Here is an 18069-nt window from a genome sequence, read left to right on the forward strand (position 1 = left end):
GCGAAGCAGCTCCGGAATGATGTTTCTTCGCTCGCAGCTTCGGGACGGGGGTCGTGTGCCCGCATCAGTGCAGCCGTACTTTTTTCTCAGTTATGCGCATACACCGAGGTTCGGGCCGGGAGGACCCGATCCCGACATGTGGGTGGAGCGCCTCTTCCGTGACCTGTGCAGTCACATCATGGCGCTCACGGACCTGCCCGCCGGATCCGAGGCCGGCTTCATGGACCGGGAGATACGCAGCGGCGAGGGCTGGTCGGAACGGCTCGGGGCGGCGCTCGCCACCTGCCGGGTCTTCGTCCCCCTGTTCTCGCCGCGCTACTTCGCCAGCGAGATGTGCGGGAAGGAGTGGTTCGCCTTCGCGCAGCGCACCATCCAGCACGGGGCGGCCAGCAACCAGCCGGCCGCCGAAGCCATCGTCCCCGCCCTGTGGGTCCCGGTTCCGCCCTCCCAACTGCCCGGCCCGGCCGAGCGGTTGCAGTTCAACCACAACACCTTCGGCGAGCGCTACGTCACCGACGGGCTGTACGGCCTGATCAAGCTCCGCGGGTACGCCGAGCAGTACGAGCAGGCCGTGTACGAACTGGCCCGGCGGATCGTCCGGGTCGCCGAGACCGTGCGCCTGCAACCGGTGCGCCCGCTGGACTACCGGGTGGTCCCCAGCGCCTTCGGGCACAGCGGCGGCCAGGGCCCCGCCCCCGGCAGCAGCCCCTCCCGCACCCTCCACGTGACCGTGGCCGCCGCCTCCCGGCACGACCTGCCGGACGGCCGCAGCCCCGAGTACTACGGGGAGAGCGCCCTGGACTGGAACCCGTACCACCCGACCTCGCAGCGGCCCGTCGCCTACGTCGCCGAGGACCTGGTCCGGAACCTCAACTACCAGACCACGATGTCCTCCTTCGACGACGAGGCCGGCCACTTCGACAGCAAGCAGCCGCCGACCCGGCCCGAGATCCTGATCGTCGACCGCTGGGCGCTGGAGGACGAACAGCGCCGCCAGCGGCTGGCCGCCTTCGACCAGGAACACCGCCCGTGGATCAACGTGGTCGTGCCGTGGAACCGGTACGACCACCAGAGCCGGGCCAAGGAGACGGAGCTCGCCCACCGGCTGGAGGAGACCCTGCCCGTCAAGATGAGCCAGGGCCGGGCCGCCTGCCGGGCCGCGGCCAACGGCGTGGCCAGCATGGAGACCCTCGGCCAGATCCTGCCGCAGGTGGTCGAGGCGGCCGCCCAGCAGTACCTCAGACACGCGCAGGTGTACCTGCCCGCCGGGAACACCTCCACCGAACGACCGCGGCTGCTGGGCCCGATGGGGATGGGCGGGCCGCCGCCGTTACCACCGCCGGCCCCCTTCCCGGCCGCGCGGCGGCACGACGGCGGGAGCGGTCCCTACGGCGACACCGACGAGCACGGCGAAGACACCGACACAGACCCGGGGGGACGCGGATGACAGCCAGTCGTGACAGCCGAGACGGACGCATCGTCACCTTCTACTCGTACAAGGGCGGCACCGGCCGCACGATGGCCCTCGCCAACACCGCCTGGATCCTCGCCGCCAACGGCAAGCGGGTCCTCGCCGTGGACTGGGACCTGGAGGCCCCGGGGCTGCACCGCTTCTTCCACCCCTTCCTGGACCCCTCCACCCTGGGGGCCACGACCGGCGTCATCGACCTGATCAGCGAGTACGCCTGGGCCGCCACCAGCCCCGTGCAGCGCGCCGCCGACTGGCACAAGGAGTACGCGCGGATCCAGCCGCACGCCGTCTCCCTCACCCCGGAGACCCACGGCTGGGAGTTCCCGGACGGCGGCACCCTCGACTTCGTCTCGGCGGGCCGGCAGAACCGCGAGTACTCGGCGACGGTGTCCACGTTCGACTGGGACAACTTCTACGACCGGCTCGGCGGCGGCCTCTTCTTCGACGCCCTGCGCGCCGACATGAAGGCCAACTACGACTACGTCCTGATCGACAGCCGCACCGGGCTGTCCGACATCGCCGACATCTGCACCGTCCACCTCCCCGACGTCCTGGTCGACTGCTTCACCCTGTCCGACCAGTCCATCGACGGCGCCGCCTCGGTGGCCCGGCAGATCGACGAGCGGTTCAACGACCGCGGCATCAAGATCTACCCGGTGCCCATGCGCATCGACGAGGGCGAGAAGGAGAAGGCCGACGCGGGCCGGGCCCTGGCCCGCCTGAAGTTCGACCGCTTCCCCAACGGCCTCGTCGGGGACGAACTGACCTCCTACTGGGGCGCGGTGGAGATCCCCTACCGCCCCTACTACGCCTACGAGGAGACGCTGGCCACCTTCGGCGACGAGGCCGGGCTGACCAACTCCCTGCTCTCCGCCTTCGAACGGCTCACCACGGTGGTCACCGGCGGCGAGATCACCTCCATGCCGGTGATCGGCGAGGAGGTGCGGCTGCGGATCCGCGACGCGTTCACCCGGCGCCGCCCGGCGCTGCCCGCCGACCTGTTCCTCTCCTACGTCGCCGAGAACCGGATGTGGGCCGACTGGATCGAGTCGGTGCTCACCCGGGCCGGCTTCCGGGTCGTCCCCAAGGACGTCTCGGCCGAGCGGGCGCCCGACGCGGCAGGCGGCGACACCCTGGGCGGGGCGGGGCTCAGCGTGGACACGGCCGCCCGGACCGTGGTGCTGCTGTCCAGCGCCTACCTCAAGTCGGCGCGGGCCGTGGACGTGTGGAACCGGGCCGCCGCCGAGGACCCGACCGGCGGCCGGCGCCACCTGGTGCCGCTGCGGGTGGGCGACGTACGCCTGGCCACGCCCTACATCGACCGGAACCCGGTGGACCTGTTCCGGCTCGACGAGGTGCACGCGACCGCCGCCCTGCTGCGCGCGGTGGAGCGCCCGATGGCGCTGCCGGACACCGTCGCCAGCGCCTCCCAGCCGGGCCCGCGCTTCCCGGGCACGGTCCCGAAGATCTGGAACGCGCCGCCCCGCAACCCCGGCTTCACCGGCCGGTCCATCGTGCTGGAGCGGATGCGCGACCAGCTCGGCGGCGGCATGGCCGTGGTGCTGCCGCAGCCGCAGACCCTGTACGGGCTCGGCGGCGTGGGCAAGACCCAGGTGGCGCTGGAGTACGTGCACCGGTTCATGGCGGACTACGACCTGGTCTGGTGGATCTCCTCGGAGCAGACGGACGACGTGGTCGCGGCCCTCGCGGAGCTGGCCGTCCGGCTGGGCGCGCAGACCGGCGAGGACATGTCGGCCGCCTCCCAGGAGGCGATCGACCTGCTGCGGCGCGGGGTGCCCTCCTCGCGCTGGCTGCTGGTCTTCGACAACGCCGACGATCCCGAGACCCTCAAGCGGTTCTTCCCGCCGGGCGGCCCCGGGCACGTGCTGGTGACCTCGCGCAACCAGTCGTGGTCCCAGTACGGGGACGCGCTGCCGGTGGACGTGTTCCTGCGCGAGGAGTCCATCGAGCACCTCCAGCGCCGCGCCCCGGGCCTGGGCAAGGAGGACGCCGAGCAGGTGGCCGTGGCGGTGGGCGACCTGCCGCTCGCCGTCGAGCAGGCGGGCGCCTGGATCGCGGAGACCGCGACGCCGGTGTCCGCGTACCTGGAGCAGCTCGCCGAGCAGACGGCACGGGTGCTCGGCCTGAACCAGCCGGCCGGGTACCCGCAGCCGGTGGCGGCGACGTGGAACGTGTCGATCGAGCGGCTCCAGTCCCGCTCCCCCGCCGCGGTGCGGCTGCTCCAGCTGTGCGCGTTCTTCGCGCCGGAGCCGATCTCGGCGAACCTCCTCTACAGCAAGGAGATGATCGACGCGCTGAAGCCGTACGACGCCTCGCTCCAGGAGAAGCTGGTGCTGGGCCGGGTGATCCGGGAGATCGGCCGGTTCGCGATGGCCAAGGTCGACCAGGTCGGCAACAGCATCCAGGTGCACCGGCTGGTCCAGGCGGTGATCCGGGCGCAGCTGTCGGAGGAGGAGCAGCGCGAGGCGCGGCACGCGGTGCACCGGATCCTGGCGGGGGCCCGCCCGGACGACGACGAGCCGATAGACAACCCGGAGACCTGGCCGAAGTTCAACACGATCTGGCCGCACCTGAGCCCGTCGGAGGCCCGGTTCTGCGTGGAGCCGGAGACCCGCCGGCTGCTGATCGACCGGGTGCGCTACCTGTGGAAGCGCGGTGACTTCAAGGCGGCGTACGCGCTGGGCGAGGAACTGCGCGAGTCCTGGCGGGAGATGCTCGGCAGCGACGACCTCCAGTACCTGTACCTGCGGTTCCACCTGTCGAACATCCTGCGCTCGCAGGGCCGGTTCGTGGAGGCGAAGGAGCTGGACGAGGTGACGCTGGAGCGGCAGCGGGCCGCGCTGGGCCCCTCGCACCCGCACACGTACATGACCACCAGCGGCCTGGCGATGGACCTGGGCGCGCTGGGCCGGTACGGGGAGGCGATGGAGCTGGCGACGGCCGCGCACGAGGGCTTCGGGCAGATCTTCCACGACGCGCACCCGCGCACCCTGGCGGCGGCGAACAACCTGGCGCTGAACCTGCGGATGGTCGGGCAGTACGCGCGGGCCCGGGAGATCGACCAGGAGGTCTTCGACCGGCGCACCGAGGTGCTGGGCACGGACCACCCGTACACGCTGTCCTCGGCGCAGAACCTGGCCCGGGACCTGCGCGAGGTGGGCCGGTACGACGATTCGGTGCAGTTGCTGAGCCGGACGTACGAGATCTACAAGCGGCAGCTGGGCCGGGCCTTCCCGGGCACGCTGTCGGCGGCGAAGAACCTGGCGGTGTCGCTGCGGCGGGCCGGGGAGCTGGAGAACGCGCTGCGGCTGACGACCGCGACCCGCAACCGGTACCGGGCCAAGTACACCTCGGTCAACCCGGACCTGCTGGCGTGCGAGCTGAACCTGGCCTCGGACCTGTTCGCGACGGGCGATCCGGGTGCGGCCCGGGACCTGGCGCAGGAGGTGGTGGACGAGTACATGAAGGTGCCGGGCGAGAAGCACCCGTACACCCTGGCGGCCGTCAACAACCTGGCGGTCTTCCACTGGGGCACGGGCGCGGCGGAGACCGCGGAGCCGATGCTGCGGCAGACGATCCGCAGCATGCGCGAGGTGCTGGGCGACAACCACCCGCACACGATCTTCGCGCACCTGAACCTGGCCAACGCGCGGGCCGACCTGGGCGACCCGGAGGGGGCCCTGGAGCTGGAGCGGATCGCGGTGGTGCGGTTGCGCGAGGCGCTGGGGGCACACCATCCGGAGACCCTGGCGTGCGCGTCGAACATGGCCGTCAGCCTGGACATGCTGGGCCGCAAGGAGGAGGCGGCGCGGGTGCGGGCGGAGGCGGTGTCCGAGCTGACGCGGCTGCTCGGGGAGGACCACGGTCTGACCCGGTACGCCCGTGACGAGCGGCGGGTCCACCGGGACCTGGAGCCGCTCGCGGTGTGATCCGACGGCGGGCGGCGGGGCTTCGCGGCCCCGCCGCCCGGGAGCGAGCGCAGGGGGCGCCGTGACCGACAGCATGACCTTTCGCAACGAGGACCTGCCGGTCCTCTTCCACCACACCGACCGGGCGGCGGTCTCCCGGCAGCGGGAGTCCACGCAGGCCACCCGTACGCAGCTGTTCCTGCTGGTCGCGGCAGCCGGGGCGGCGGCCCTGCCGTCCGGGCCCGCGGTCGGCGGGCTGCACGTGTTCGCTGCGGTGAGCGCGCTCGCGTACGCGGGGGTGCTGGCCGTGGGCGTACGGGCGACCCGGCGGCGGGCCCGGCCGCAGTGGCAGCTCAACCGCAGTGCGGCCGAGTTCATCAAGTCCCTGGCGTGGCGCTACGCCGTGCACGGGGCGCCGTTCGGGTCCGAGGTCGCCGGGCCGGAGGAGGTGTACCGGGCGCGGCTGGAGAAGGGGCTGGACGAGCTGCGCAAGATGGGCTGGGAGGATCCGCGGGCGGCCGGCCTGGTGCCGGAGGGCGGGGAGGTCACCGGGGCGATGCGGCGGCTGCGCGGGCTGGACTACCAGGTGCGCAGGGAGACGTACGTCCGGGACCGGCTGATCGAGCAGCGCAACTGGTACCGGCGCAGGACGGAGGGGGCACGGCGGACGACGGCCCTGTGGTCGTGGACGATCGTGCTGCTGACGTGCCTGGCGCTGCTGCTGGCGCTGCTGGGCGCCTTCGGCTCGGGTCCGGGAGCGGGGCCGGCGGGGTTGCTGAGCGCGGCCGCGGCGGCGGGGATCGCCTGGAACGAGGTGCGCCGCCACCATCCGCTGATCGAGGCGCACACGCTGATCGAGCAGGACCTGGCGGCGATGATGGTGGTGATGCAGACGACGATCACGGAGTCGCAGTGGCCGTCCTCCGTGTACGAGACGGAGCGGTACGTGTCGCCGCAGCACACGGACTGGCTGGCCCGGCACAGCAGTTGAGGGGGCGCCGCGGGGCGTGGCTCAGTCGCGGGCCACGCCCTCGCGCCAGATGACGGTGACGGGTTTGCCGAGCGCCCGGGCGTAGGCGACGATCTCGCCGGTGCCGCCGTGCCCGCGCGCGGGGAGGCCGTCCCAGACGGCGACGAGCCGGTCGCAGCAGTCGGCGATGTAGGTGCCGGCGGCGTAGTAGGCCTCGTCGGTGGAGCGGGCGAAGGCCATCCGGACCTCCTGGGCGGCGCGGCGCCTGAGGCGCCGGTAGCCGGCGAGGGCGTCGGGGTCCTCGAAGGTGTCCTCGTAGTCCCCGCTGGGGATCACGACGGTGAGGTCGGCGCCGTGTTCCAGGGCGATGTCCGCGAAGAGCTGGTCGGCTCCGTCGGCGAGGCTGGAGTAGGCCTCCAGCGGGCCCGGGTGGCCCGTGAGCACGGCCCTCAGCCCCTCCTGCACGTGGCCGAGCACCTCATCGGGAATGGACCGGTGGCCGGTCACTCCGATGCGCTTCATACGAGCTCCTCCCCCGTGGGCGCCCAGGACATCCTGGACATCCTCCCAGAAGGAGGGAGGACGTCCAGGGGGCCCGCAGCGGTGGGGGCGGCCGTCAGTAGACGCTGACGCCGTAGGCGTTCAGGGCTTCGACGACGGGCTGGAAGAAGGTGGTCCCGCCCGAGGAGCAGTTGCCGCTGCCGCCGGAGGTGAGGCCGACGGCACGGCTGCCGGAGTAGAGGGGGCCGCCGCTGTCGCCGGGTTCGGCGCAGACGTTGGTCCGGATCATCCCGTAGACGACGTCGCCGCCGCCGTAGTTCACGGTGGCGTTGAGGCCGGTCACGGAGCCGCTGTGGATGCCGGTGGTGGAGCCCCGGCGGGTGACGGACATGCCGTTGGTGGCGTTGACGGCGCTGGTGATGTCCTGGCTGCCGACGGTGCCGGGCGGGACCGGGGTGTTGCTGGCGTACTTGATGAGGCCGTAGTCGTTGGTGGGGAAGCTGGAGCCCGCGGTGCTGCCGACGACGGTGGTGTGGGCGGAGTTGGTCCACCAGGTGCCGGCGCCCTCGGTGCAGTGGCCGGCGGTCAGGGCGTAGTAGTTGGCGCCGCTGCGGACGTTGAAGCCGAGGGAACAGCGCCAGCTGCTGGCGTAGATGGCGTCGCCGCCGGAGAGCAGCTTGGTGAGCTTGCCGGGGGTGCGTTCGATGCGCAGCGCGGCGGCGTCGGCGCCCGCCTCGCGGCGGATTCTGGCGATGTCCGCGGCGGTGACGGTGGAGTCGGCGGTGACCACGAGGGTGCCGGTGGCGGGGTCGGTGTGCCATGCGGTGCCCGCGACGTCGGCGCGCAGGACGGAGGCGCCGGCGGCGGCGAGGCGGGCGGCGCCGAAGCCGTTGCCGTCGTCGTCCGCGCTGGCGGCGGTGGGGGCGGCGAGGGCCGCCGTGGCGGCCAGGCCGGCTGCCAGGGCGAGCAGCCGGAGGCGGGGGGTGCTGTTGGTCCTCACTTCACGTCCTCCCGGGTGGGGGTCGGGGGCCCGGCTGGGGTGGGGGTGTCCGGGCCGGTGAGCGGCGGTGGGGGGACGCGGCGGCCGTCCGGCAGGGAGCCGTACGACTCGACGTGACCCTGACAAGTCCGCCGGGTGACGCTGAACGGGAGTGTCCAGGCGTCAGTTACCGGCGGCAAGGGCGCCTTTCAGCCGCCGCTCTCCGGCGGCGACCTCGAAGGGCAGGGTGTTCCCGGGGGGCGGGAACGGGCAGATGAAGTGGTCGGCGAAGGCGCAGGGCGGGAGCTGGGCCCGGTTGAGGTCCACCGTGATGGACCCGTCCGGGGCGGGGGTGCCGGGGTGCAGGAAGCGGAAGCGGTAGCTGGAGCCGCCGCTGGTGGCGTCCGCGAAGACGGCCCAGAGGCTGCCGTCCTCCTCGTCCACGGCCACCTGGAGGGCGTGCGGGGCACCTTCGCGGACGAAGGTGAGCTCGCCGCCGAGCCCGAGGCCGCGGTCGTGTCCGTCGGCGTTGCCGACCTGGACGGTCCGCCGCTCGGGGTACGGGCGGAAGTGCCCCGGCAGGGCGAGGGCGGGGTCGTACGGGGTGGCCTCGACACCGGCGAACGCGCGCCGGGCCGGGGCTGCGGGGTCGTAGACGCGGACCGCCCACTGTCCCTCGCGCCGGATCACCACGAGCCGTACCTCCCCGGCCGCGAGCCGGGACTGTGCGGGCCGGCCCTCGTCCGCGGCGAGGGCGGCCTCCCCTATGAGGGGCCTGCCGTCGAGCTCCACGCCGTCCTCGGCGGAGGCGGTCAGCAGCACCTCGCCGTCACGGACGCGCCAGTGACCCGGAACGGCCGGAAGTCGACCTTCCGGGTAGTCGGCGAGCCAGTGGGTACCCGTCAGGGCGAGGGGTCCGTAGGGAGCGGAGACGGCAGCCGTCCGGTGCTCGTGCCACTCCCGCCAGGCCTTGGTCTCTTCGTCGGCGCTCATGCCGCTCAGCCCTTCCCCCGCGGGCCGGGCGGGAACCTTCCGGTAACCCGTCCGGACCCAGGGGAATTGACGCCGGCTCAGCAGTCGCAGCCGCACCCGTCGCAGCAGCAGCCGTCACAGTTGCAGCACTCGCAGCAGTTGCTGCAGGTGTCGCAGTTCTCGCAGCACTCGCACGCGTCGCACCAGGGGTCGCGCTTCTGCCGGGACCAGGGGCCCTCGTGCTCCGTGCAGCAGAGCTGGCAGGTGCAGAACAGGCCGATGGCCACCGCGCAGCCGGCCAGCAGTCCGCGGCGCGGCTTCTGCGGCGGGAGCCCGCCGAACCCACCGCCGCCACCGCCGCCGGGGCCGCCCGGGCCCATCGGCGGCGGCATCCCCGGCCCGCTCGGCGCGTACGGGTTAGCCTGCCCGCCGCCGTACGGGCCACCCTGGCCGTACGCGGCCTGCGACGCGCCCGCGGCGTAGCCCTGCGGGGGCTGCCCGTACCCCTGCGGGGGCTGGCCGTATCCCTGGCCGGCCGAGTTCTGGGCGGTGTGCCCGCACGAGGAGGCGCCGAAGGCCCGGTCCACGGACGTGCGCAGCTCGTGCACCAGCAGCCGGTGGGCGAGTCCCGCGTCGGCGAACTCCACCTCGCGCAGGGCCAGGCGTATCCCGTGCAGCGCGTCGTCGCACAGCCGGCGGGCCTCGGCCAGGGAGGTTCCGGTGGCCGTGAGCGGGTTCCAGGCGCCCTTGAGGGCGTCGGCGCCCTGGTCCTCGACGGCGTCCAGCAGGTGCGCGAGCCGCCCGAAGTACCGGCCTGCCTCGGCGAGGGCCGGCCCGTTGCCTGGCCGTCCCGCCAGGACCGCGGTATGCGCGAAGGCGGCCGCGGTCGCGGTCTCCGTCGGCTCGGTCACCACCAGCACGGACGTGCCGGTCCCGGCGAGGCTCTCGATGCCGCCCTGGCGGTCCACGGCGTCCACGAGCACCGCCGTGTCGAAGCCGAGCGAGGCGCCGGTGCGGGCGCCGGCCCGGTCCCAGCCCCGGGCCACCTTGCGCGCGGCGGCCGCGATCGGGGCGCGGGCCAACAGGCCGTCCCGGTCGGCCACGTGGTCCCGTACCTTCGCCGAGGCCAGGACGAGCGAGACGGCGGCGGCGAGCCGCGCCCCCTCGCCGTTGGCGACGGGCGCGGTGCGCATGCCGCGCAGCGGGCAGGGCCCGGCGGTGCGCCGGGCGCCGGGCAGCGGACCCGCCTGAGCCTCCGTCAGAACGGAGACCAGCAGACCGTCGTAGTTGGTGACGATCCTGGCGAACTGGCCGTGGTCACCGCGAAGTGCCAGGCAGAGGCCGCACAGATGGGCCATCCACTCCGTCTTGAAGCGCTCGCCGAGCCGGTGCGCGCAAGGTCTGACGATGCCGAACAACCGCTTCCCCCGTGTGTCATACGCATGTTTCCGGGGCATCGTATCCAGCCAGGCTGATCACTCGTACGCCCCAATGCCTCACCCGTCCGGCGGCGGCGGTCGTATTTTCACTCAGTCAGCAGCGGTAGCGTCCGGGAACCTCGTCCGTGCAACGGATGTTCTGCACCAGTCCCGTCACGAAACATCTGCGCGGCGGCTATCCACTTGGCGCGTTGTCAGCATCATGGACGACCATAGGGGCAGCGGAGAAGAAGACAGACTGGCCACGGTGAAAGGAGGCGTCCATGGGTTCGGTACGCAAGGCGAGTGCGTGGTTGGGTCTCGTAGAGGACAGCGACGACGAGCGGTACTACGACGACGACTACGCGGAGGCGGTGGAGCGCCAGCAGGGCTCGGTCTCCGGCCCCGGCGAGCAGTGGGTCACCGACCCGCGGGTGAAGGTGGCCTCCGACTCCGCGGTCGAGCGCGGCCGCCGCATCGCGACGGTGACCCCCGACGGCTTCCGCGACGCGCGCGGCATCGGCGAACTGTTCCGCGAGGGCGTCCCGGTCATCGTGAACCTGTCGTCGATGGACCCGACCGACGCCAAGCGCGTGGTCGACTTCGCGGCCGGCCTGACCTTCGGGCTGCGCGGGTCGATCGAGCGGGTGGCGACCAGGGTCTTCCTCCTGACCCCGGCCGACACCCAGATCGTCAGCGGTGAGGCGGGCGGCCGCTCCCGCGACTTCTTCAACCAGAGCTGAGCGGGGCACTCACCGGAAGGCATCGAGCCCGGTGAGCGCCTTGCCCAGGACCAGCTGGTGCATCTCGACGGTCCCCTCGTAGGTGAGCACCGACTCCAGGTTGGTGGCGTGCCGCATGACGGGGTACTCCAGGGAGATCCCGTTGGCCCCGAGGATGGTCCGCGCGGTGCGGCAGATGTCGATGGCCTCGCGGACGTTGTTGAGCTTGCCGAAGCTGATCTGCTCCGGCCGCAGGGTGCCCGCGTCCATGCGCCGGCCCAGGTGGTGGGCGAGCAGGATGCCCTTGTGGAGTTCCAGCGCCATGTCGGAGAGCTTGGCCTGGGTGAGCTGGAAGCCGCCGATCGGCCGGCCGAACTGCTCCCGCGTCTTCGCGTAGTCGAGCGCCGCCTCGAAGCTGGCGCGCGCCGCGCCCATCGAGCCCCAGATGATCCCGTACCGCGCGTGGCTCAGGCAGCCCAGCGGACCCTTGAGCCCCGTGACCTCCGGAAGCACCGCGTCCGCGGGCAGGCGTACGTCGTCCAGCACCAGCTCGCTCGTCACCGACGCGCGCAGCGACCACTTGTGCTTGATCTCGGGTGCCGAGAAGCCGGCGCTGTCGGTGGGGACGGCGAAGCCGCGGATCCCCTCGTCGGTCTGGGCCCAGACGACGGCCACGGAGGCCACCGAACCGTTGGTGATCCACATCTTCCGGCCGTTCAGCACCCAGTCGGAGCCGTCGCGCTTGGCGTACGTGCGCATCGCGGCCGGGTCGGAGCCGATGTCGGGCTCGGTCAGCGCGAAGCAGCCGATCAGCTCGCCGGCCGCCATGCCGGGCAGCCACCGCTGCTTCTGCTCCTCGGAGCCGTACTTCCAGATCGCGTACATGGCGAGGGAGCCCTGTACGGAGACCAGCGAGCGGATCCCGGAGTCCGCGGCCTCCAGCTCCAGGCAGGCCAGGCCGTACTGGACGGCGCTCGCGCCGGCACAGCCGTAGCCGGTCAGGGACATGCCGAGCGCGCCGATGGAGCCGAGCTCCCGGGCCAGCTCGCGGATCTGCGGCAGTTCCCCGTCCTCGTACCACTGGGCGATGTGCGGCAGGACCCGGTCGGCGGCCCAGGACCGGACGGTGTCGCGGACGGCGAGGTCCTCGGGGCCGAGCAGCTCGTCGAGTCCGAGCGGGTCGGTGGGGGCGAACGGGGTCTTCGGCGCGGACAAGAGGGCCTCCCGGCGGCCACGTGGGGCGAAACCTAGCGGTGCAAGTTTGTCGCCGACCCGGCCCCGGGTCCACCCCCGGCTTCGGCGGGGGTCAGCTCTGGCGGCCGGGCCGTCCGCCGACCGCGGGATCGCGCTCCGGCTGTGCCGGGGCGGGGATCCGCGTCCCGGCGGACGGGCGGGCGGATCCCGCGGGCTGCGCGGGCAGGCGTACGGCGGCCTCCGAGGCCCCGGCCTCCGCGGGGGTCCCGTCGCACGGGTCCGGCTCGGCGCTCTCCATGGTCCGCGGCAGCTTCAGCGCCATCACGGCGCCCGCGAGCAGCAGGCAGGCGCTCACGACGAGGCTGACGTGCAGTCCGTGGACGAAGGAGTTCCGGGCGGCGGTGTAGAGGGACTCCCCCGCCGGGCCGCCGAGGTGGGCGGCGATCTGGTAGGCCTCGCCGAGGGAGTTCGCGGCGCCCGCCGAGTCCTCGGCGGGGACGCCGGGGACGTCCAGCAGGCCGGGCCGGTAGGCGGCGTTCATCACGCTGCCGAGCAGGGCGATGCCGATGCCGGCGCCGAGCTGGTAGGAGGTCTCGCCTATGGAGGCGGCGCCGCCGGCGGTGTCCGCCGGGGCTTCGCTCAGCATGGACTCGTACGCGGCGAAGAGGGTGGTCTGGAGCCCGAAGCCGAGCAGCACGAAGCCGGCCGTCAGCAGGACGGGCCGGTCGTGCTGGCCCATCAGCGTCAGCAGCAGCACCGCGCCGGCGGTGAGCACGAAGCCCAGCGAGACCATGGTGCGCGGGCCGACCCGCTGGAGGGTGTAGGAGCCGGTGGCGCCCGCGGCCATGGCGGCGAAGGTGAGCGGCAGCAGCCGCAGGCCGGTCTCCAGCGGGCTGAGGCCGAGCACCAGCTGGAGGTACTGGACGGCCAGCAGCTCCAGCCCGACCAGGGCCAGCATGGCGAGCACGATGCAGCCGACGGAGGTGGAGAAGGCGGCCCGGGCGAACATCCGCATGTCGATCAGCGGGTGCTCGCGGCGCTTCTGGCGGCGCACGAAGAGCACCAGCAGGAGCACGCCGAACAGCAGCGGGAGCAGCGCCTCGGGGTCGGTGACCTGGCGTTCCGCGCCGATCCGCTTGATGCCGAGCACCGCACCGAGGATGCCTGCGGCGGCCATCAGCGCGCCGAGCACGTCCCAGGGCCCGTCGGCGGCGCCCCGCGACTCGGGCAGCAGCCAGCGGCCGAGCGGGAGGATCAGGGCCATCAGCGGGATGTTGATGAGGAAGACCGAACCCCACCAGAAGTGCTGGACGAGGAACCCGCCGAGCACGGGACCGCTGGCCGCGCCGATCGCGGCGACGGCGGTCCAGATGCCGATGGCCAGGGCCCGCTCGCGCCGGTCGGGGAAGACCTGGCGCAGGATCGACAGGGTGGCGGGCATGATCATCGCCCCGCCGATGCCGAGCAGGGCGCGGGCGGCGATCAGGACCTGGGCGTTGTCGGCGAGGGCCGCGATGGCGGAGGCGACGCCGAAGAGGGTGTAGCCGAGGAGCAGGATCCGGCGGCGGCCGACCCGGTCGCCGAGGGTGCCGAAGAGGATGAGGAGCGCGGCGCAGACCAGCGGGTACGCGTCGACGATCCACAGCAGCTCCTGGGAGCCGGGGCGCAGGTCCTCGGTGACGGAGGGGACGGCCACGTGCAGGATCGTCGCGTCGAGCGCGACGAGCACGAGACTGACGCAGAGCACCGCCAGGACCACCCAGCGGTTGGCCCCGCCCGAGGCGGCGGCGACCCGCTGCCGGAGGGAGGGCTTCCTGTCGCCGGCCGTGTTCGTCCCCGACATGCATGTACCTCCCAGGTGGTCCCTCGCACTCGGCGGACAGCGTCGTGGGTCGCCGCGGGGTGGTGCGCTGTGCGGCGTCCTACGGGGTCCGGCATCGACACGCGAGTGAAGGGTCAGCGTACGCGAGTTCGCGTGCCCGACACGTGGCCAAGCTCTCATCCCGGCGGCGGCCCCCGTGTGGTGTGCGCCACTCGATCCGCCCCACCCTCCCCCCGCGTACGCGCCCGCTCACGCTCCGTGCCCACGGTTTTCGTCTTCGCCGGTCGCGGCGCCGATACTCGTCCCCGTGACCACTCTGCACGCTGACGACGCCCCTGCGAAGCACCCCGGACCGCGCCGTGCCGCGCCCGCGCTCGCCGCCTTCGCCGCGGTGCGACTGCTGGGGCTGGTGGTGCTCGCGGTGTGGTCCGCGGCGGCCGGCAGCAGCCCGCACACCCTGCTCTCGGCCCGCTGGGACTCCCTCTGGTACGCGCGGATCGCCGCCGAGGGGTACGGGTACGAGGTGGTCCTGCCGAACGGGGCCGTCCATTCCAACCTCGCCTTCTTCCCGCTGCTGCCGTGGCTGGAGCGGCTGGTGGCGGCGCCCACCGGGCTCTCGTACGGCTCGGCCGGCCTGGTGGTCTCGATGGTGGCGGGGCTCGCCGCCGCGTGGGGGATCTTCGCCGTCGCCGACCTGCTCCACGGGCGGCGCGCCGGGGTGCTCGCGGTGGCCCTGTGGGCGGCGCTGCCGGTGGGGATCGTGCAGTCCATGGCGTACAGCGAGTCGCTGTTCACCGCCCTGGCCGCCTGGGCGCTGTACGCGGTGCTGCGCGGGCGGTGGGCCGTGGCGGGCCTGCTCGCGGCGGGGGCCGGACTGACCCGGCCGGTCGGGGCGGCGGTGGTCGCGGCGGTGTGGGTGGCGGCGGCACTGGCCTGGCGGCGCGGGGAGCGGTCCCGGGCGATGGCGGCCGGGGTGCTGCTGGCCCCGCTGGGGGCGGCGGCGTACGCGCTGTGGGTGGGGGCCCGCAACGGCGGCGGGCCGACGGGCTACCTGGACGTGCAGGCGGGCTGGGGCAACGGCTTCGACGGCGGCTGGGCCTTCGCCCGGTTCATCGGGGCGCGGCTGGCCTCCCCCGCGTTCGCCGCCGGAGTGGGGCTGATCGCCGGGGTACTGCTGGTGCTGTGGCTGTACCGGCTGTGCGTGCGCGACCGGCAGCCGGCCGCGCTGCTCGTCTACTGCGGGATCGTGGTGGCGCTGGCGCTGTGCGCCTCGGGGTACTTCGGCTCCAAGCCCCGGCTGCTGCTGCCGGCGTTCCCCCTGGTGCTGCCGCCGGCGGTGGCGCTGGCGCGGTGGCGGACCGGGCGCGCGGCGGCCGTGGTGGGCGCGTTGGCGCTGGTCTCGGCGGTGTACGGGGCGTTCTGGCTGAACGGTTCGGGGCCTCCGTAGCCCGGCCGGGGGGCACGCGGGCGCGATCACGGAATGGATCATTCCAATCCATGATTGTGCAAAGGAATTGAGCTGCGGCGATAAATACCGTGTAAGTATGCCGATAATTGCGGGGGCAGTACTCCGGGAGTTGAATCCGGATAGTGCCAACAAGTGCCGGAACAAGGGCAATTAAGTCCCCCGTGAGACGCACTCCACATCACATGGTCATCACAAAGCGCGCGATTCGCCCGGGGTGCGCTTCGACGCGCGGTAACGTCGATTGAGTGCGTACTGACCAAATGCTTGCCCGTCTGGAGCCGGTGTTCGCCCGGCTCGACCGGGAACCCGAGCGACCGGCTCATCTGCAAACTCCGCAGATGAGCCGGCACCGCATCGTGCTCCTCTCCGCGACCCTCGCCTTCTACCTGGTGATCGTCGTGGCCGTGCTGACGACCTCCTGGCTCGTCCGCCTGGACTGGCAGATCATGTTCTTCCGGCCCTACGAGCAGTGGCCGCAGGTACACGCCTTCCTCGACTACCTCGTCGTACTCGGCCAGCGCGGACCCACCGCGGTGATGGTCGCGGCCTGGCTCGGCTGGCGCTCCTGGCGCCAGCACACCCTCCGCCCGCTGATCGCACTCGGCGTGGCGCTGCTGCTGCTGAACATCACCGTCGGCTCCGTCAAGCTCGGCCTCGGCCGCCTCGGACCGCACTACGCCACCCAGATCGGCTCCGCCGAGCTCTTCGCCGGCGGCGATATATTTCCTTCCGGCCACACCGCCAACGCCGTCGTGACCTGGGGAATCCTGGCCTACCTGGCCTCCACCACCGTCACCCGGCGGGTGCTGTCCATCCTCTCCGGCGTGCTCTCCCTGAGCGTCGGCGCCACCACCGTGTACCTCGGCACCCACTGGGTGAGCGACGTGCTCCTCGGCTGGACCGCCGGACTGCTCATCATGCTGGCGCTGCCCTGGTTCGAGCCGCTCATCGGCCGCACCGAGGCCTACGTCTTCGGACTGCGCGAGCAGTGGCGCCGCAGGCTGGAGGACGGCCGGCTCTCCGAACCGGTCGCCGCCGCGCTCACCCCGCTGCTCTCCGCGGGCGGCAAGTGGCAGCCCCGCCGCACCCCCGCCGCCAAGGACGGCGCCCCGGCCCCCGCCGCCGCACCTGCCGGGCACTCCCCCGCGCTGCGCCCCGCCGGGCACGCCCACCAGGTCTCCCGGCAGCACGTCATCCGCTCCGAGCGCACCCCGCTCACCCCGGGCGGCAGCCGCCGCCCGGCACACACCGAGCGGGCCCCCGCCCGCGGGACCCCGGCCCGCCCGGCCACCGGGGGCTGACGCTCCGCGGGGCCGGTACGCACAGCCCCACCCCGCACCGCGAGAACGGCGGGCCGGTCCGACGGACCGGCCCGCCGTCGGCGTTCACCGGTGTTGCCGGGCGTTCATATGTCCGGACACGTCAGCCCGCTGAGCGGATGTTCCTCCGTACCGGGTCACGCTTGTGTCACGAGTTGTCGACGGCCGCCGCCGGTAATCCCCGCTTTGCGGGCGCCCTTTCGAATTCCGCCCCGGAACCCGAATTCCCCGCCGCGGACTTACTCCCGCGGGGCTTCCACGGCCCGCCCCAGAAGGTCCCGCAGACCCCGGATCCGGTCCGTCAGCTCGGGAGGCTCGACCACCTCGAACTCACAGCCGATCAGCATGACGTGAATCACCAGGACGTCGAGGCTCACCGCCCCGGTGCGCAGCAGGCAGCTCTCCCCGTCGACCGGCTCCAGCACCCCGTCGGAGGGCCCGATGATCCGCGCCGCCTCCTCGGCCGGCACCCGGAGCCGCACCACCGCCCGGGCCGCGTACGCGCGGTGCGACACCCCCCGGGAGACGTACGCGGCCAGGTCCTCGGCGGGCGCCGGGCGCGGGAGGAACCGCGGGCCGTGCGGCGGGCGGGGCTCGATCCGGTCCGCGCGGAAGGTCCGCCAGTCCTCCCGGTCCAGGTCCCAGGCGACCAGGTACCAGCGCCGCTCGGAGCACACCAGCCGGTGCGGCTCGACGGTGCGGCGGCTGACGCTGCCGCCGTGGTCCCGGTAGCCGAACCGGAGCCGCTCGCCGTCCCGGCACACGGCGGCGAGGTCGGTGAGCACGGCCGGGTCGACGGTGTCGCGGCCGGGGCCGCGCAGCATGGGCACGGTGAACTCGTTGAGCGCCGAGACCCGTCGGCGCAGCCGCGACGGCAGCACCTGCTCCAGCTTGGCCAGGGCCCGTACGGAGGCCTCCCCGATCCCCTCGACGCCGTTGCCGGCGGCCGTGCGCAGCCCGACGGCGACCGCGACGGCCTCGTCGTCGTCCAGCAGCAGCGGCGGCAGCTCCGCCCCCGCCCCGAGCTGGTACCCGCCGCCGGTGCCGGGGCTGGCGTTCACGGGGTACCCGAGCTCCCGGAGCCGGTCGACGTCCCGCCGCACGGTGCGGGGCGTCACCCCGAGCCGGGCGGCGAGGTCGGCACCGGTCCATTCACGGTGGGCCTGCAGGAGGGAGAGCAGGCGCAGCAGTCTCGCGGAGGTCTCAAGCACCGTCCCATTTTGACGCGCCGCTCCCCTTCCCCACGCGCCGCTCGCACGGCTCGGCCCCTGGGGGGCCTCCCCGGCTTCGCGCCGCTGCGCCGG

Annotated in this window: 13 protein-coding genes; 6 read left to right on the forward strand and 7 right to left on the reverse strand. The window is 73.2% G+C overall.

The window, feature by feature from the left end; all coding sequences use genetic code 11:
* Positions 1-19 precede the first annotated feature (19 nt).
* The 3 genes from ACIPW5_RS32095 (at position 20) to ACIPW5_RS32105 (ending at position 6391) form a co-directional block, all read left to right on the forward strand.
* Positions 20-1447 (forward strand): TIR-like protein FxsC, encoded by a 1428-nt coding sequence (locus tag ACIPW5_RS32095; protein ID WP_401252664.1) that lies wholly within the window; start codon positions 20-22, stop codon positions 1445-1447.
* Positions 1444-5421: an FxSxx-COOH system tetratricopeptide repeat protein gene (gene fxsT / locus ACIPW5_RS32100; protein ID WP_401252526.1), complete on the forward strand. Its 3978-nt coding sequence runs from the start codon at positions 1444-1446 to the stop codon at positions 5419-5421. The genes ACIPW5_RS32095 and fxsT overlap by 4 nt, the downstream gene beginning before the upstream one ends.
* Positions 5422-5494: 73 nt before the next feature.
* Positions 5495-6391 carry a DUF4231 domain-containing protein gene (locus ACIPW5_RS32105; RefSeq protein ID WP_401252666.1) on the forward strand — a complete coding sequence of 299 codons (897 nt, stop codon included), beginning with the start codon at positions 5495-5497 and terminating at the stop codon, positions 6389-6391.
* A gap of 21 nt (positions 6392-6412) precedes the next feature.
* Here the strand turns inward: ACIPW5_RS32105 and ACIPW5_RS32110 are convergent, their stop codons facing one another.
* From ACIPW5_RS32110 to ACIPW5_RS32125, 4 genes are all read right to left on the reverse strand, one after another.
* Positions 6413-6892, reverse strand: a complete 480-nt coding sequence (locus ACIPW5_RS32110) for a hypothetical protein (RefSeq protein ID WP_401252529.1) — start codon at positions 6890-6892, stop codon at positions 6413-6415.
* Between the two features lie 94 nt (positions 6893-6986).
* Positions 6987-7871, reverse strand: coding sequence for a S1 family peptidase (locus tag ACIPW5_RS32115; RefSeq protein WP_401252532.1), 885 nt, complete (start codon positions 7869-7871; stop codon positions 6987-6989).
* 162 nt (positions 7872-8033) lie between these two features.
* Positions 8034-8843, reverse strand: a complete 810-nt coding sequence (locus ACIPW5_RS32120; RefSeq protein WP_401252534.1) for a DUF1684 domain-containing protein — start codon at positions 8841-8843, stop codon at positions 8034-8036.
* A 77-nt stretch (positions 8844-8920) separates the two neighbouring features.
* Complete coding sequence (locus ACIPW5_RS32125; RefSeq protein ID WP_401252537.1) at positions 8921-10240, reverse strand: DUF5685 family protein; 1320 nt, start codon at positions 10238-10240, stop codon at positions 8921-8923.
* A gap of 284 nt (positions 10241-10524) precedes the next feature.
* Here ACIPW5_RS32125 and ACIPW5_RS32130 point away from each other — a divergent pair, with 284 nt between their 5' ends.
* On the forward strand, positions 10525-10983 hold the full coding sequence (locus ACIPW5_RS32130; protein WP_401252539.1) for a cell division protein SepF: 459 nt from the start codon (positions 10525-10527) through the stop codon (positions 10981-10983).
* Between the two features lie 9 nt (positions 10984-10992).
* On the opposite strand, the gene ACIPW5_RS32135 is transcribed toward ACIPW5_RS32130, so the two are convergent.
* Both ACIPW5_RS32135 and ACIPW5_RS32140 read right to left on the reverse strand, forming a co-directional pair.
* Entirely contained in the window at positions 10993-12177 is a 1185-nt protein-coding gene (locus tag ACIPW5_RS32135) for an acyl-CoA dehydrogenase family protein (protein ID WP_401252542.1), read from the reverse strand.
* A gap of 91 nt (positions 12178-12268) precedes the next feature.
* Positions 12269-13999 carry an MFS transporter gene (locus ACIPW5_RS32140; protein WP_401252545.1) on the reverse strand — a complete coding sequence of 577 codons (1731 nt, stop codon included), beginning with the start codon at positions 13997-13999 and terminating at the stop codon, positions 12269-12271.
* Positions 14000-14285: 286 nt separating this feature from the next.
* Here ACIPW5_RS32140 and ACIPW5_RS32145 point away from each other — a divergent pair, with 286 nt between their 5' ends.
* Both ACIPW5_RS32145 and ACIPW5_RS32150 read left to right on the forward strand, forming a co-directional pair.
* The gene (locus tag ACIPW5_RS32145) at positions 14286-15425 is read left to right on the forward strand and encodes a hypothetical protein (RefSeq protein WP_401252548.1); all 1140 of its coding nucleotides are present in this window, start codon (positions 14286-14288) and stop codon (positions 15423-15425) included.
* A 266-nt stretch (positions 15426-15691) separates the two neighbouring features.
* Entirely contained in the window at positions 15692-16747 is a 1056-nt protein-coding gene (locus ACIPW5_RS32150) for a phosphatase PAP2 family protein (protein ID WP_401252551.1), read from the forward strand.
* A gap of 257 nt (positions 16748-17004) precedes the next feature.
* On the opposite strand, the gene ACIPW5_RS32155 is transcribed toward ACIPW5_RS32150, so the two are convergent.
* Entirely contained in the window at positions 17005-17976 is a 972-nt protein-coding gene (locus ACIPW5_RS32155; protein WP_401252554.1) for a helix-turn-helix transcriptional regulator, read from the reverse strand.
* Positions 17977-18069: the final 93 nt, after the last annotated feature.

Source organism: Streptomyces sp. NPDC090077 (genome assembly GCF_044747545.1).
Classification (GTDB): domain Bacteria; phylum Actinomycetota; class Actinomycetes; order Streptomycetales; family Streptomycetaceae; genus Streptomyces.